The organism is Rosistilla carotiformis (assembly GCF_007753095.1).
GTDB classification, from domain to species: domain Bacteria; phylum Planctomycetota; class Planctomycetia; order Pirellulales; family Pirellulaceae; genus Rosistilla; species Rosistilla carotiformis.
On record NZ_CP036348.1, the window covers coordinates 106,353 to 122,822 of the forward strand.

General features: G+C 61.0%; 7 protein-coding genes. 2 read left to right on the top strand and 5 right to left on the bottom strand.

Annotated elements, in window-relative coordinates; all coding sequences use genetic code 11:
* Window positions 1-3: 3 nt before the first annotated feature.
* Entirely contained in the window at window positions 4-354 is a 351-nt protein-coding gene (locus Poly24_RS00410) for a hypothetical protein (RefSeq protein WP_145088902.1), read from the bottom strand.
* Window positions 347-1,993, bottom strand: a complete 1,647-nt coding sequence (locus tag Poly24_RS00415) for a serine/threonine-protein kinase (RefSeq protein WP_145088905.1) — start codon at window positions 1,991-1,993, stop codon at window positions 347-349. Before Poly24_RS00415 ends, Poly24_RS00410 begins: the two co-directional genes overlap by 8 nt.
* A 134-nt stretch (window positions 1,994-2,127) precedes the next feature.
* Between Poly24_RS00415 and Poly24_RS00420 the strand changes: the two genes are divergently transcribed.
* Window positions 2,128-5,967 (top strand): hydantoinase B/oxoprolinase family protein, encoded by a 3,840-nt coding sequence (locus Poly24_RS00420; protein WP_145088908.1) that lies wholly within the window; start codon window positions 2,128-2,130, stop codon window positions 5,965-5,967.
* A gap of 32 nt (window positions 5,968-5,999) precedes the next feature.
* On the opposite strand, the gene Poly24_RS00425 is transcribed toward Poly24_RS00420, so the two are convergent.
* Window positions 6,000-7,673 carry an SDR family NAD(P)-dependent oxidoreductase gene (locus tag Poly24_RS00425; protein ID WP_145088911.1) on the bottom strand — a complete coding sequence of 558 codons (1,674 nt, stop codon included), beginning with the start codon at window positions 7,671-7,673 and terminating at the stop codon, window positions 6,000-6,002.
* Window positions 7,674-7,735: 62 nt separating this feature from the next.
* Entirely contained in the window at window positions 7,736-13,780 is a 6,045-nt protein-coding gene (locus tag Poly24_RS00430; protein WP_145088914.1) for a type I polyketide synthase, read from the bottom strand.
* Window positions 13,781-14,233: 453 nt separating this feature from the next.
* Here Poly24_RS00430 and Poly24_RS00435 point away from each other — a divergent pair, with 453 nt between their 5' ends.
* The gene (locus Poly24_RS00435; protein WP_197452554.1) at window positions 14,234-15,301 is read left to right on the top strand and encodes a peptidase M42; all 1,068 of its coding nucleotides are present in this window, start codon (window positions 14,234-14,236) and stop codon (window positions 15,299-15,301) included.
* Between the two features lie 42 nt (window positions 15,302-15,343).
* Here Poly24_RS00435 and Poly24_RS00440 read toward each other — a convergent pair whose 3' ends face one another.
* A complete protein-coding gene (locus Poly24_RS00440) occupies window positions 15,344-16,354 on the bottom strand; it encodes an NAD-dependent epimerase (RefSeq protein ID WP_145088920.1) in 1,011 nt (336 codons plus the stop codon).
* Window positions 16,355-16,470: the final 116 nt, after the last annotated feature.

Here is a 16,470-nt window from a genome sequence, read left to right on the forward strand (position 1 = left end):
CGCTTAGCCCGCTACGCGTATCGCGTGGGGGCGAGCCGGGCTGCTGGCGATCGATTGCTGGATCCGGTTCCAGCTCCACATCAGCACCACGGCGACGATCACGATCAGGACCAGCGTGTAGATCGTGACGACGATCGAGAGCAGCCATTTTTGCAGCGGCGTAAATTGGCGGCTGATCCACAACAGCGGCAGCCCCAACACTCCGGTCACTAAAAACAGCGTGCCGAGGACGATCGCGCGGTTGTCGGCGAGCTCCTCGATCCAGTGCTTTGCATCGGGCTGCGGCGCGTCGGCGACCGGTGTTGCCGAGACGATTTCGGCTTCGATGGGCGTAGAGGTCGATGGATCACTCATCGCTGCTGTCGGATTCCCGTGGCTTGGACTTCTCGGTCACTTCGCGCAGCTTGTCTTGGGCGATCTGCACTTGCCGCTGCATCTCTTGGTTGTCGGCATACAGTTCGACGATGCTGTACCAGATCTTGCGAGCTTCGATCTGACGGCCTTGAGCTTCCAAGGATTCGGCTTCGGACAACCGAGCTTCGATCAATTTGACCCGCACGCCCGACTGGGTCCCTTCGCGTTCGATCGTCTTGATCTGGCGGTGAGCGAGATTGATGTAGGGCCGCGATTTTTCATCCTCGGGATCCAACAGCGTGACCATGTTTTTGTACTGATCGAGCGCCGAGACCATATCGCCAAACTGTTCGTATTCGCGGCCCTGTGAATACAACCGCTCCGCCTCGTTGCGAATCGGACGGCCATGCTTCAGCTTGATCCCCAATTGGTATTCAGCTTCCAGCATGTCGATCTGGTCGATCTGTTCCATCGCCCAATCGATGTGTTTTCCATCGGGGAAGCGACGCGTCATCGGCATCAGATACTCGTCTTTGGCGATCCGCAGATTGGTCCGGTTCTCGGTCGCCAACATCCGTTCGGCGCTGGCTCGCAATTTGTCTTCGCTCGGTGGAACGAAGAACCATGCCGCGACGCCTATCAAGACGACTAACGTGAACAGCAGGAACCATGCCTTCTCGTAGAACGACGCGCCGTCGACAGGTTTGAGCACGCCATCGTCGGCTCGCCCCAACACCTTCTTCGCTTCCTGTTTGTCGACTTTCATGTTCAGCGGACTGAAGCCGGCCGAAGCGTGTTCGGCCACGCCAACTCCCGACGCCGATTTGCGGCGGACTTCGACAAAGGCCAACTGAGCCGCTTGCGTTCCAAACGGTCGCCCGGCGGGATCTTTGTCTAACAACTGGTCGATGACGGCAGCGAACCAGATCGGACATTCCATCACGACGGCATTGATCGGCGATGGGACTTCGGTGGCGCTCGCCGCAGCAACCGCTTCGGGCGTATCCCCGGAGATTGGCGGTCGTCCGGTTAAAGCGAAATAGAGGATCGCGCCGAGCGAATAGAGATCCGATTTGACCGACAGATTGCTTGTCGACGTGATCAATTCGGGGGCCCGGCAAGCGTAGTGCAACAACGATGCAGGCTGATTGGTGTGGTAGGGCGAATCGTAGCGGTCGACGCGGAAGTCGAGGATCTGCGCCTGACCCAACGGTTCGATCATGATCTTGTCGGGCTCAAGCCCTCCGTGAATGATCTGTTGATCGTGCGCCACAACCATCGCGGCGATCAGATTGTCGGCGTAATCGAGCACCGTTTCCCAAGGCAACCGCCCGCGGCGTTCGATCTGTTGGGCGAGCGTTTCACCCTCGACCAGCTCGTACGCCAAGTAGGCGTCGGTCTCTTCAAACCCGCCGCCGTAGCAGCGGGCGATCGCCGGATGTTGCAATTGTTTCAGCCGCGCCCACTCCGCCGCCAGCTCCTTCCGCGACTCCGTCGTCCCTCCCAGCGGCAGCGAAAAGACTTTGATCGCCAACCGAATCCGCTGCTCCACATGCACGGCACTCCAGACCGAGGACTGCGAAGGATGGGCACCTAGCTTGGATTCTAGGGCGAGCGGTCCGAGGCGAGAGCGAGACATCGGCGACACAAAATGTGGAAGAGAAACAACAAGGGGCCAGAGATTCCTCTCTATTCTGTTCACAATCGTCTTGGTTTGCGAGCGGTCGGGCTGGTTGTCTGGGAAAGTGGCTCGAAAAATGCGATAGTCTAGGAATGATCAAAGTCTGGGCCGATATCGGCGGCACATTTACCGATTGTTTTGTTTCGATTCCAGGACAACCGTTGCGTTGGACCAAGGTGCTCAGCAGTGGCAGCACCAAGGGACGCATCGACGCCGATTCGACCGCCGCGACGGTGATCGATCGGCTTCGCGTCGGCGATCCCGACCGATTTTGGAATGGTTCGGTCCTGCGGCTGCTCGACCCCCACGGCACGCTGGTCGAGCAACGCGTCGTCGAGTCGTTCACTGCCGCGTCGGGCCAGTTGCAACTGTCCGAGCCGTTTTCTCAGCCACCGCAGCCCGGTTGGGCGTACGAACTGACAAGCGATCTGACCGCTCCGGTGATCGCCACGCGGCTGCTGTTGGGTCTGCCTGCCGATCAACCGCTGCCGCCGCTGGACGTTCGGATGGGAACCACACGCGGCACCAACGCGCTGTTGACTCGTCGCGGTGCGCCGACCGCCTTCCTGACGACCGCCGGCTTCGAGGACCTGTTGGAGATCGGCCAACAGGATCGCCCCGATCTGTTCACGTTAAACATCGTCAAACGCAAGCCGCTCTATTCGACGGTCGCCGCGGTCGAAGAACGGATCGCCGCCGATGGCACGATTTTGCAGCCGTTGGATCTCGAAGCCGCCCGCCAGCAGATCGATGCGCTGCGACGCTCCGGGGCCGAATCGCTGGCGATCGGTCTATTAAACGCCTACATCAACCCGGCCCACGAACAAGCACTGGTCGATCTTGCCCTGGCCGCTGGGTTCTCCAACGTCAGCGCGTCGCATCGGATTGCTCCGGTGATCAAGTTGGTCGATCGTGCCGAAACGACGGTCTTGGACGCCTATCTGAATCCGGTCATCGCCGACTATGTCGCTCAAGTTTGGCAGCAGTTCGGCGGCGTCGATCGATGTCAGTTGCAGTTGATGACAAGCGGCGGGACGCTGGTTCCCGGCGACGCCTTCCGCGGCAAGGACAGCATCCTTTCGGGGCCCGCTGGCGGCGTCGTTGCGCTCGCGGAAATCGCCCGCGCGCATGGGGCGGATGAGGCGATCGGTTTCGACATGGGAGGGACCAGTACCGACGTCAGTCGATTCGCGGGGCAGCCGGTCCGTCAATACGAAGCCTTCAAAGCGGGGACGCGGATTCTGACACCGATGATGGCGATCGAGACGGTTGCCGCCGGGGGCGGTTCGATATGCCGGTTCGATGGCCAACGGATGTGCGTGGGGCCCGAAAGCGCTGGCGCCGATCCAGGCCCAGCCTGTTATGGGCGTGGCGGTCCGTTGACGGTAACCGATCTGAACGTCGTCTTGGGACGCGTGTTGGCCGATCGGTTCCCCTTCCCGATGGATCGCGATGCAGCGATCGCTCGGTTGGCTGAGATTCAACAGACGATGGATGCGGTGGGGCAACCGATCGAATCGGCCGAGGCGTTGGCCGCTGGCTTTCGCGCGATCGCGAACCATCATATGGCCGAAGCCGTCCGCGCTGTGACGACCGCTGAAGGACGCGATCCGCGGGGGATGACGCTTGTCGGATTTGGTGGCGCCGCGGGGCAGCATCTGTGCGACGTCGCCGAGGTGTTGGGGATTCGCAAGATCATCGATCACCCGCAAGCGAGTCTGCTGAGCGCGCTCGGAATGGGATTGGCCGCTACCGGCAACACGCAATCGCACGGCATCTATCGGCCGCTGGAAAAAGTCTCCGACGACGAACTATCGGGTCATATCGAAGCAGTCACGCAACAGGCGCTCGCTGAACTTCCAACCGCTCCCGACGGTGTCGTGGCAACGATTCGTCAAACGATCGACGTCCGCTACCTCGGTACCGACGCGGCGCTCGAGATCGATTGCCGATCGCGCGACGAGATCGCAGCGGCATTTCACCGTCAGCATCGCGAACAGTTTGGTTACCAGCGGACCGATCAGCCGTTGGAACTTGTCGCCGTTCGAGCGACTGTCAGCTTACCGGGTGCAGCGAGTCTGCAGCCTCTTGCCGAAGTCGAACCACTGGACTGGCAGCCGACAGCGTTTCAAGACGTCTGGCTCGGCGACCGCTGGCAACAAGTCGCTTCGTTCGACCGCGACCAATTGGTCCCCGGAGCACAGATCGTTGGCCCCGCGATCGTCGCGTCGGACCATCACACGTTGATCGTCGATCGCGATTGGAAGGCTCAGGTCGCCGAAGACCTTTCGATCGTGCTGGTTCAAGAGGAAGCGGCAAGGGATCGGCGGGTTGCTGTCGAAACGGACGAAGCGACTTGCGATCCGGTGCTGTTGGAAATTTTTGCCAGCCGATTCCAGCAGATCGCCAATCAGATGGGACTGGTCCTCGGGCGGACCGCGATCAGCGTGAACGTCAAAGAGCGGCGGGACTACAGTTGTGCGATCTTCCGTGGCGACGGCAGCTTGGTCGCCAACGCGCCTCACGTGCCGGTGCATCTGGGTGCGATGGGGCATACCGTCCGATCGATCATGACGCAGTTTCCCGAGATGTTTCCGGGAGATTGTTTTGTCACTAACGATCCGTTTGCCGGCGGTTCGCATCTGCCCGACGTGACCGTGATCACGCCGGTCTTTGTCGATAGCGATCCGGAATCGGCGAGCGATCGAGAAACGAGACGCCCCGATTTTTTTGTCGCCAGTCGGGCGCATCATGCAGAAATTGGTGGGATCACGCCCGGTTCGATGCCGCCGGACGCGAGCAATCTTAGCCAGGAAGGTGTCTTGATTCGCGGACTGGCATTGGTCCGCAACGGCCAGCAACATCAAGAGGATTTGAAACATTTGCTTTCCGCGGGCGAATATCCTTCGCGCTGTGTGGCGGAGAATCTTGCCGACATCGCGGCGCAACAAGCCGCCGGAACGGGCGGGGCACGCGATCTCTGCGCGCTGGTCGCTCAATACGGCGGCGCGGTGGTCGATCGCTACATGATGCATCTGCAAGATGTCGCCGCCGCTGCGGTCTCCGCTCGCTTGCGTTTGCTACCCGCCGGGGAGATGCAGTTCGAGGACTGTCTGGACGATGGCACGCCGATCTGCGTGCAGATGCAGGTGATCGACGATCGCTTGAGGATCGATTTCACCGGTACCGCCAGCGTCCATCCGCGTGGTTTTAATGCGACTCCCGCGATCGTGACCGCAGCGGTTTTGTACGTGCTGCGAACCTTGATCGATCAACCGCTGCCGCTGAACGAAGGCGTGCTGCGATGCGTCGACCTGCATCTTCCGGTTGGGCTGTTGAACCCAACCCGAGACGACGATCCGCGCAAGTGTCCCGCGGTGGTGGCGGGGAATGTGGAGACGAGCCAACGCGTGGTCGATGTGCTGTTGGGCGCATTGGGCGTGGCGGCGGCGAGCCAAGGGACGATGAACAACTTTGTCATCGGCGACGCCACGTTCGGCTACTATGAAACGATCTGTGGTGGCAGTGGCGCAACGGCGACTGGCAACGGAGCGTCGGCGGTCCACACGCACATGACCAACACAAGGATCACCGATCCGGAGGTGCTCGAGTTGCGGTATCCGATGCGTTTGATTCGGTTTGCGATTCGCCGCGACAGCGGCGGCGCGGGGGAACATCGCGGCGGCGACGGCGCGATCCGCGAGGTCGAGTTTTTGAAGCCGCTGACCGTTTCGCTGCTGACCGGCCGGCGGACCGATCGCCCACCGTACGGTCTCGCCGGCGGAGCCGATGGCGCGTTGGGGGAGAACTGGTACACCTCGGCCGACGGCAAGAAACAGCGGCTAGCTGCCTGTTGCCGGATCGAAGTCCAAGCGGGCGACAGGCTCACGTTGCTGACGCCCGGCGGCGGTGGTTACGGCGCGGAGACGTAGGTCCTGTGCTGTCGCAAACAACATCGATCGATCTAGTTCGGCGTAGCCAATTGTTCTGCACCGCCGGCGATGATCACTTCGGGGGTTTCCCGATCTCCGCTGGCGATTTCGTCGAGGAACATCTGCACGCCCAGCGGTGGTGGGATCAGAGTCAGCCCGCGCGCCGTGAGATGCTTTTCCAGGTCGGCGACCATGCCGATCTCCGCCCACGGTCCCCAAGCGACCGCGAAGGTCCGGGTTTGCGGCCAGGCTTGGTTCAGCGTGCAGGCGACTTTGCCCAAGACCTCGTTCGCCGCCGCGTAGTCGCTCTGCCCGCGGTTGCCAAATCGGCTGGCAACCGAAGCAAACAGGGCGAGGAACTTCAATTGGTTGGGGGCGATCGCATCGATCAGCCCCGCCGTGCTGTGGACCTTGGTGTTGAAGACGCGGTCGAACGAATCGGGAGTCTTGTCGCGCAACAGCTTGTCTTCGATCACTCCCGCGCCGTGGACCACTCCGGCGATCTGCCCGTATTCGGCTTGGATGTTCTGCAGCATCGTGGCAAACGATTCGCGATCCGAGACGTCGACCGATCGATAGTCGGCATGACCTCCGACCTGCCGGATTCGATCCAACGTTTGCCGGATCTCGCGAGCTGCCATGATGCGATTTGCTTGGCGTCCGATCTCGGCCGGTTTGGGCGTTTCGCCTCGCGTTTTGGCCAGCTGGATCAGGGCGGATTTCAGTTCGACGTCGCTGGTCGCCGCAGTGATCTCCGCCGGTTCAACCTGTTCGGGCAATTGAGACCGTCCCAGCAAAACCAGTTGCGATTGGTACTTCTTCGCCAGGCCGACCGCCATCTCGGCGGTGATCCCTCGGGCGCCACCGGTCATCACGATCACTTCGCCAGGTTCCAGAACCAGCTTGTCTTCGCTGGCCGGATCGATCGTCGCAGCGATCGGTTCCCAGGTGATCCGGCCTGCGCTGCTGACACCAATTTCCAGCGGTCCGGTCGACTGGCCCAGTTCCGCCGCGATGGCATCAAACGTCGTCGAGGTGTTCATTTCGGGGGAGATATCGACGGCGCGAACCAAGACGTCGGGCCATTCCAGTCCGATGCATTTGACCAGACCCAAGATACCGCCATGGGCAGCGCGAGCGATTGGTTGGTCGGCCGACGTGCCGTAGCCGAGTCGTCCGTCGATGGCGGTGGCTGCCAGCAGGACCGCGCTGCCGTTCTGAGCCGCTTCGGTCAGGTCGGCTTCCATCGCTCGAGCCAACAGGTACAGCGATCGACAATCGCGTCGAGCGCGATTGACAAGCGTGTCGGTGTCGCTGAACTGCGACAGAGGCGACAGATGGATCAGGCCGGCCAAGGCGTCGTGATGCTGACGCAGGGCTGGGATCAGAGCATCGATCACTGCGGCGTCGCTGAGATCGGCTTCGATCACATCGTCGAGCGTCGACAAGTCCAACGGTTTGCCGTCGACATGACGCAGCAGAACGGTTGGATGGTCGAACATGTCAAAACGTTCGACGACTTTGTTGGCGATCCCGCGGTCGTCGCAGGTGATAACCACGGTTCCGGCGGGCAAGATCCCAGCACCCAGGTTGCTGCCCAGCGGCGCGGGGATCAACCGCACGCCGCCTCGCGAAATCGGAATCGTTCCGTCGTCGACAGCCTCTGCGGCTGCCGGTTCAGCGGGCGCGGTGGGCGTTGGTTCCACAGCGGCCGCGGGTTCAGCAACGGCTTCGGGATCAGCGGTTTCGACTGCCGCGTCGGCCTGCGCTACGACTTCACTTTTTTTTTTGCGTCGTCGCTGAAGATCGCTTCTTCGAGATAGTCGACGATTCCTTGCAGCGTGCGAAGCGTCGTCAATTTCTCAAGTTCCAGCGTATCTTGCAGGTCTTCGCCATCGCCAGCGAGCTGCAGGACTTCGGCGAGGTTCCCCAGGATTTCGACTCGTTTGATCGAATCGATTCCGAGATCGCCTTCGAGGTCCGCTTCCATGTCGAGCATGTCGACCGGATATCCGGTGCGGTCGGCGACCAGTTCCAGCAGCGCTTCTTCGGCTTGTTGAATCGACGCGGGAGCCGCTTGACCGTTGTCGGTCGGCGCGGCGGCGGCGGGCTGGGCAACCGCGGGCGTTGCGGCAGCAGGCGTTGGCGCGGCGGGAGTCGGTTCCGGTGCAGCGGTTGGCGCCGGTGCGGGAGCGGGAGCTGCGGCAGTTGGCGGTGCCGCGGCGACTGGTGCGGCAGCAGGAACCGCGGGTGCTGGCTTCGCTGCGTGGCCGTTTTCGCCGTTGTGGCTGATCGCCGCGTAGGTTGGCTGCGGTCGCTGAGCGATCTGCGGTTGAGCCGCTTGTGGGAGCATGCCGTTGTCGGCTTCGGGAGCTTCCCCTTGCAGGTAGGTGACCATCACATCGCGTTGCGTTTGCAAGAACTGACGCATCAGTTGTTGGTAGCCAAGCATCACGGCTGTCGCTTCGTCATGATAAGCGGCAGCAGGTGCTTGAGCCGATCCGTTGGTTTCTTGTGGAAGACGATTCGTAGCGGAGGATGTTCGTTGCATGGTGTTTTGATCAGATGGAACAACGGGAGTTGGAGCTGTCGGTTTTTGCGGCCGCTGTGGCGCGGCGGATGCTGCTGGCGGCAGCGGCTTCGTTTGACGAGGTTTTTGTGGTGGGACTTGTTGTGGTTTTTGCAGCTCCGCTGCGGCGGCAATCGGTTTTGCCGTTGCCGCAGCCGCCGATGGTTTGGCGGCGGGTTCCTGTTTCGCAGGTTGGCCGTTTCCAGTGGCGGCCGGCCGAGGTTTGTCGGCGTCGGGATGACGCTGCCCCAGATAATGTTTTTCCGGTTCGTTGATCGGGCGGTTCCGCATTCCGTTGACCATCCATGCGTTCTTAGGATAGTCGGGATGGCCGATCTGTGAATTCAATTTTCGCAGGTCGATGCGTTGCGGAGCGCGTGCGGCGAACAGGGCCGAAGGCCGGATCCCGTCGACACCCGCGGTGATCAAGCGGCCCAAGGTGTGAACCAGTTGAGTCAGCGAATCGCGACCGCGTCGATCGATCGAGACGGCGGTGTGCGGGTGGCCTTGCAGCGTTTGCCCGACCAGACCGGTCAACGCGCTGCCGGGGCCGACTTCGATAAACGTTCGCACGCCGTCGGCGTACATCGCGGCAACCTGTTGGCGGAAGCGAACCGGCGATGCGAGGTGCGACTTGAGCGTGGCCAGCATCTCTGCCGGAGCGGCCGGATGTTTGGCGGCGGTTGTGTTGCTGTAGACCGTTCGCTGTGGAGCTTTCCATGCGAGCGACTCGAGCTTCTCGGCAAATGCGATTCCAGCGGCGGCGACTTGCGGTGAATGGAAGGCACACGAGACGTCCAGTTTGACGACTCGCATTCCGGCGGCCGTCAGTTTTTCGATCGCGCTGTCGACCGCTGCGATCGGACCGGAGATCACGATCTGCTGCGGCGAGTTGTCGTTGGCGATCGTGATCGCTTCGGCTAATCCGGCGGCGGATAGCTCCTTTTGAATCGTGGCTGCGTCGGCGGAAACCGCCGCCATCGCTCCGGCAAAACCGCCATCGGGCTGCGGTTGAGCGGCCGATCGCATCGCGTCGCCACGCGCCGCGGCAAGACTCAATAGATCGTCGTACGTCAACGCTTCGGCGGCTGCCACGGCGACTAGTTCGCCAAAGCTGTGACCGCCGACGACATCGGCGCGAATCCCCAACGCATCGATCACTTGCAGCGCGGCCCACGATGTGGCGGCGAGTGCAGGTTGAGCGACCGCGGTGTCGGCCAAGGCCTTGCGGTTGGCATCGCGATCGGCGTCGGTGAACGGCGATGGTGGATAGATCAGTTGAGCAAATCGACTGGCAAAATGTTCGTCGTAGACCGCGGCGGCATGATCGACCGCGGCGTGTGCTGCGGGGAAGGCGAGCAGCAGTTCGGCGAGCATGTCGGGATATTGTGCCCCTTGTCCAGGGAACAGCAACGCGACTTTGCCCGCGGTCTCGGGTTCGATCTCGGCGAGGTAGATGCCGCGTGGATCGGAGATCGCCAACGGCGTCGCTTCACATTTTTCGATCGCGATCGCCAGATGATCGGTCAGCTGGCCCAGGTCCTTGGCAACGATTGCCGCCACACATCCCGAGGCGGTTGTCTTTTCAAAGGCGTCGGCCAGCGAAGCTGCCAATTCGGGCAGTTCCGGCATCACGCCGGCGGCCAGCCAGGCATGGATCCGCGTCAGTTCGGTTCGCAACGCGGCGGGATTGGCTGCGCGCCAGACCAGCAGTTCGGCGGGCCAGTGTGCGCGAGCGACCTCGGGCGGATTAGCGAAGTCTTCGGTGTATTCTTCCAAGACCAAGTGGACGTTGGTTCCGCCAAATCCGAACGCGCTGACTCCGGCGCGACGTGGGTGATCTTCGCCGTTGATCCAGGGACGCGTCTCGGTGTTCAGGTACAGCCCGGTGTTGGGGAAGTCGATCGCCGGGCTGGGCGTTTCGACGAGCGTCGGCGGCAGGGTCTTGGTGTGCAAGGCCATCGCGGCTTTGATCAGCCCCGCGACGCCGGCGGCACACTTGCTGTGACCGATCATCGATTTGACGCTGCCGATCGCAACTGACTGACGGCGGGCTCCCGATTCGTCCAAGACGGTCGCCACGGAGGTCGCTTCGGTCCGATCGCCGACGACGGTACCGGTTCCGTGGGCTTCGACCAAACCGATCGATGATGGTTCGACGCGGGCTTGTTCGTAGGCGCGTCGCAGGGCGCGGATCTGTCCGGTGGCGTTGGGGGCGGTCAGCCCTTTGTCCTTGCCATCGCTACTGCTGCCGATGCCGCGGATGACTGCGTAGATCTTGTCGCCGTCGCGCTCGGCATCCGCCAAACGCTTCAGCATCACGATGCCAAGGCCTTCGCTGAGCACGATCCCGTCGGCTTCGGCGTCGAACGGCCGGCAGCGTCCCTGCGGCGAGAGGGCGTGCGTTTTGCTGAAGGCCATAAAGGCGTAAGGCGTTTGCACGGTGTCGGCACCCATCGCAAACGCGACGTCGGTGGTTCCCAGTTGCAATTCGCGGATGCAGGCGTGGACGGCGGCCAGCGACGAGGCGCAGGCGGCGTCCAGGGCGTAGTTCGATCCGCCGAGGTTAAATCGGTTGGCGACGCGGCCGACGGCGACGTTCATCAAAATCCCGGGGAACGAATCTTCGGTCCATTCGGGCAGATGGTTTTTCACCGCGTCGTAGATCGCTTGGCCGCCGATCGGCAGTTCGGGAGCGGTTTCGATGATCGGCAACGAGCTGCGGATGCCATACATCACGCCCATCGGGCTGCCACCGCCGCCGATGCCCAGCACCGCACATGCTGTTTCGCGGTTGAACGGTCGGCGATCGTAACCGCCATCGGCCAGCGTTCGCTTCATCGATTCCAGCAGCAACAATTGCAGCGGTTCGATCGACGCGATACTCCGCGGCGTGATCCCGTATTCGAACGGATTGAAGACTTGGTCGGTCAGGAAGCCGCCCCATTTGCTGACGATCTTATCGGGAGCTCGCGGGTCGGGATCGTAGAACAACGTCCAGTCCCAGTGCGAGTCGCGAGGGACCTCGGTGACGGCGTAGTGCTTGTTAAGGATGTTCTCCCAGTACTGCGCCAGTTCGTTGCCGCCGGGATACATCGCACTCATCCCAACGATCGCGATATCGCAGGGGGGCGGAGCGTCGACCGAATCGGTGAAGCTGGGTTTGGGAGCGACGTTCAAATTCGCCGAGGCTTGTTGCAGTCGCTGCGTTCCGGTCTGGCTGACATCGGCGTGCAGTTGGCCGATCGTCGTCACGCTGTCGCGGAGCGCGGCGACTTGGCCGACCATGTACATTCCGCGTTCGTATTGCTTGTCGCTGGAGACGTTTTCCAGTTTGCTTTTGCCACCATCGCTGGGCGTCGATCGCTCGATTCCCTTGCTGGCGACGCGCAGCCGCCCGATATTCATCCATTCCAGTTCGCGTGTGATCTCGTCGGCTGTTTTGCCTTCGCCAGCCAGACGTCGCCGCTCGCGATCGAACAGGTCGCGGTAAGGGGTTCGGATGCAGCGGATCGCGTGGCCGGGACCGGTTTCCAGAAGGACGGTGTCGTGGCTGCGGATCGCTTCCTCTTGAAAGCGTGGCACGATCGCGCCGGCTTCGACAGCTTCTTTGGTGAACAGATAGGCCGAGCCCATCAGCACGCCAACTTTGGCGCCCAGTTGCGACAGGCGTCCGGCGACCGATGTTGCCATCGCGGCGGAGAGGCCGTCGTGGATGCCGCCGGCGAACAGCAGATGCAGCTTGGCGACTTCTCTGGGGTTCTTCTTGGCAAATGCTTCGAGCACGACCAGCAAGCTTTCCCACAGCACGAAGCTGCTGCGCGGTCCGACGTGTCCGCCGCACTCGCGGCCTTCGAAGACGAACCGCCGTGCATCGTCGCGGAGGAACATTTCCAGCAGCCCCGGCGAGGGAGCGTGCAGGTAGGTTGGGATGTCGAGCGCTTCGAGTTCTTTGGCTTGGTCGGGACGCCCGCCTGCGATCAGGGCAACCGGTGGCCGGTGCTCTCGAATCGCAGCGATCTGTTCGTTGCGGATCTCTGGCGGCAGGAAGCCCAGCAGGCCGGCGCCCCATCCGCGATCGCCCAGCTTGGCTCGCGTGGCTGCCAGGATTTTGGAGGCTTCGGGGCCGCGCATCAGAGCCAGCGCGATCAACGGCAGGCCTCCTTCGCTGGCGACCGCTTCGGCAAACTCCGCCGTATCGCTGACTCGCGTCATCGGTCCCTGAACGATTGGCAACCCGATGCCGTGGCTGGCGGCGAGCGGTCCGTCGGCGTCCAACGGATTCACTTCGGCTGCCGCTTGGATGTTCTCACGCGATTGATCGATGATGGCGGTGACGGTGCCGCGAACGTCGACGCAGCGCTGGGCCAGCCCCGCGGCAAAGGCGAGGTCTTGGCCGGCGATCAAGACGCGCGGGTCATCGTTTGCGGCGACTGCTTGTTCGACGCCGTCGGTCCAGGCTTGTGCAAACGATTGGTCGGGGGCGGATTCCTGTTTGGCCAACAGGTTCAGTTCGAGTTCGCGCAGTTGTTGTACGAGTCCCGCGCTTGGCGGCGCGGCAAATCGGAAGCATCGCCCCAACGCTTCGCCCAACAAATGAGTTTGGCTGCCGTCGTAGGATCGGACCCAGGTGGCGGCTGCGGTGGAGAGTGGCGATGCCTGGGCCAAGAGAACCTGAGAATCGATGACGACGCCGCGAGCGCCGGCTGCTTCGCAAGCTGCGGCGGTGTGTGGGCCGATTCCACCTTGGGCGTAGGCGGGCAGACGCTGGCGAGTCGCGTCGTCCAATCGGGCCCAACGCTGCAGCAGCAAGAAGGTGGTTTCGCTGGCGACCCAGCCTCCCGCTTCGTTCCCCTTGAGGATCACGCCATCCAGCGGCAGGCCGATCGCTTCTTGAAGCGTCTCGCTGTGCGTGATCTCTGCCAGCAATCGAACGTCGTTGCCGAGCAGACTGCGCAGTGTCGCGACTCGTTGGGTTGTGATCTCGCCGGCCAGGATCACCGCATCGAGCTGAGCCGCATGTTGGGCTAAACGTTCGACATGCCGTGATTTGGTGTTTTGATCGATGCGCGCGGCGAACGGATTGTTCGTAAACCGCGCTAGACGATCGATCGACGCGCTGATCGATGTGTGGTTCCAGGCGAAATCGAGCGTCCCGATCGCGCCAGCGCGGCAGGCGGCAATAGCGAGATCGATCGATGCGAGACGAGGTACGGTGGCAACAAAAATATCAGTCGGGAGCATATCCGTTGGCTCTGTTGGAATCCCAAGTCATTTTCAGGTAGCGCGGGCACCATTAGGACAGTTCAGATTACACGTAATCAAACCGCGCATGTTGGCCCGCCGCGAGATACACAAGCCTAGGTTTCAAACGAGGCGTAAAACGCAAATATTCAGCAATTTGCAGTGCCAAAGCTTTGCTAGTCCTCCGTGTGGCAGGCGACACAATCGCAGGAAGAGGGCGTTGTTTCAGGCATCAGGCAAAAGCAAATCGGTAACCTAATTCTATACATGCGGTAGAAAAGGCAATTCCAGCCAGCGGAACTTCAGCGATTTACGCGAAATTCGGCATCTTGAATGCTCGCGGCACAGCGGGATTGGGAATGAAACTTGCTCGGTTGGCGAATGGTAGCCTTTTTCACAGGTTTCTTTCTCTTCCGTGCATTGTTTATGAGCACCATACCTGAACAGCCCAGCATGCGAGCCCAATTCTCCGACGCGTTCGACAGTCCGCTGGACATCGAGGGCTTTTTGTCGACGCTGCAGATGCTGATCCGCGAGCCGGCGGTTGTCGGCACCGAGGATTCGTTTTTTCGGACGCTGCGTCGCGAACTGGAAGAAGTGGGGGTTCAGATACAGCATTACCAAGGCGTGTTAGTGGCTAAAGGGAAGGATCCCGATCGTCTAATCCTCTCGGCGCACATCGACCGACACGGATTGTTATGCACCGGACCTAACGAGTTCCAGTACGCGGCCTTTATCGCGGGCAACCAAAGCGAACAGACGGGAGAGTCGGTGTCGGAACAGCTGATGGAATCGATCGCCGATCGTTTTTGCGGCCAACGGGTACAAGCACACCTGCCTTACACTGGCACCTATCAGGGGCAAGCGAGCATCACGCGTTCATATGTTTGCCCCGAACGTCGGAATTTAATTTTTGAACTCGACGGTTTGGATTTTCTACATCCTGGCACTCCGATTTCGTTCTTGGATCGGTTGCGGATCGAAGAGGGTTGCCTATCGGCTCAGCTAGACAACGTGCTGAGCGTGGCGATCATCATTCATCTATTCCGTCACGGTTTCCAGGGGACGGCGTTGTTCACGGCGCAGGAGGAGGCGGGGCGCAGTTGGCGGTACGCGTTGGCTTGGTTTCAGCGGCAACAATTCTGGACGGATCGCTTGATTGTGCTGGATACCAGTCCTTACCCCTCACGAGCGACCGCTGAAAAGCAAGACGTTGTGCTGCGAAGGAAGGACGCCAACGGAGCGTTTGCAGAACCGTTAACCAATGAATTGGTGACGCTGTGCGAATCGCTGGGGGTTCGCTACAGCTTCAAAGATTTGTACGTGGAAATGTTGAACGCCAGTCGCGACAAGCCGTTGTCCTTGGGACGGACCGAATTGGGGCGTTTGGTCGCCGCGACCGACGGCAAGATCAACGGTGCGACGTTGCAGATTCCCACCACCGGATATCACACCACCAACGAAACCACGACGTTGCAGTCGGTGACATCGACGTTGAAATTGTTGATGGCCTTGGCGTAATCCAAATCAATGGGCGGGGTGGTTGCCGAACGGCGGATCGATTTAGCCGACCTGGTAGTATTCGCGATACCAATCGACGAAGCGGCTGATGCCGGTTTCGATCGACGTCTTCGGTTGGAAGCCGACGGCGTCGACGAGGGCTTGCACGTCGGCATAGGTCGCCGGGACGTCGCCTGGTTGCATGTCCATGAAGTTCTTTTCCGCGGTCCGGCCCAATGCCGTTTCGATCGCGCCGATGAACTGGTTCAATTCCACCGGGTTGTTGTTGCCGATGTTGTAGATCCGGTAGGGGGCTTTGCTGGTTCCCGGATCCGGTTTGTCGCTGGACCAATCGGGATTGGGAGCCGCGATCTGGTCGGCTGTTCGGGCGACGCCTTCGACGATGTCATCGATGTAGGTGAAGTCGCGCTGCATCCGACCGTGGTTGAAGACGTTGATCGGGCGGCCTTCGAGGATCGCTTTAGTGAACAGGAAGAGCGCCATGTCGGGGCGTCCCCAAGGGCCGTAGACGGTGAAGAACCGTAGCCCCGTGGTCGGTAGACCGTAGAGATGGCTGTAGGTGTGAGCCATCAGTTCATTCGACTTTTTAGTCGCAGCATACAAGCTGACCGGATGGTCGACATTGTGATGAACCGAAAACGGCATCTTGGTGTTGGCGCCGTAGACGCTGCTGCTGCTGGCATACGTCAGGTGTGGAACTTGTGTGTGCCGGCAACCTTCGAGGATGTTTAGAAATCCGTTGATGTTGCTTTGGATATAAGCCGCAGGATTTTCGATCGAATAGCGAACGCCAGCTTGCGCGGCGAGGTTCACGACGCGATCAAATTGATGCGACTGGAACAGTTCCGTCATCGGACCGGAATCTTCCAGGCTGATCTGCTGGAATTCGAAATTGGGATGGCTTTTGAGTTGCGACAGTCGGCTGTTTTTGAGATCGACCGAGTAGTAGTCGTTCAGGTTATCGATGCCGACGACGCTGTGATCGCGGGCCAGCAGGTATTGGGAGAGATGGAAACCGATAAAGCCTGCGGCTCCGGTGATCAAATACTTCATGGTCGAATTCGTCCGTCCAGTGGCGGGGCCAGCGAAGACACGGGCCCCGCGGGATCATCCCAGATTGCGGGAAGGTTTTATTGAAAATCTCGTTGTCATCGGCAAAACCAGTCCGC

Coding starts and splice junctions, on each gene's coding strand:
- Poly24_RS00410 (WP_145088902.1), bottom strand. CDS start 354: ATGAGTGATCCATCGACCTCTACGCCCATCGAAGCCGAAATCGTCTCG.
- Poly24_RS00430 (WP_145088914.1), bottom strand. CDS start 13,780: ATGCTCCCGACTGATATTTTTGTTGCCACCGTACCTCGTCTCGCATCG.
- Poly24_RS00415 (WP_145088905.1), bottom strand. CDS start 1,993: ATGTCTCGCTCTCGCCTCGGACCGCTCGCCCTAGAATCCAAGCTAGGT.
- Poly24_RS00420 (WP_145088908.1), top strand. CDS start 2,128: ATGATCAAAGTCTGGGCCGATATCGGCGGCACATTTACCGATTGTTTT.
- Poly24_RS00435 (WP_197452554.1), top strand. CDS start 14,234: ATGCGAGCCCAATTCTCCGACGCGTTCGACAGTCCGCTGGACATCGAG.
- Poly24_RS00440 (WP_145088920.1), bottom strand. CDS start 16,354: ATGAAGTATTTGATCACCGGAGCCGCAGGCTTTATCGGTTTCCATCTC.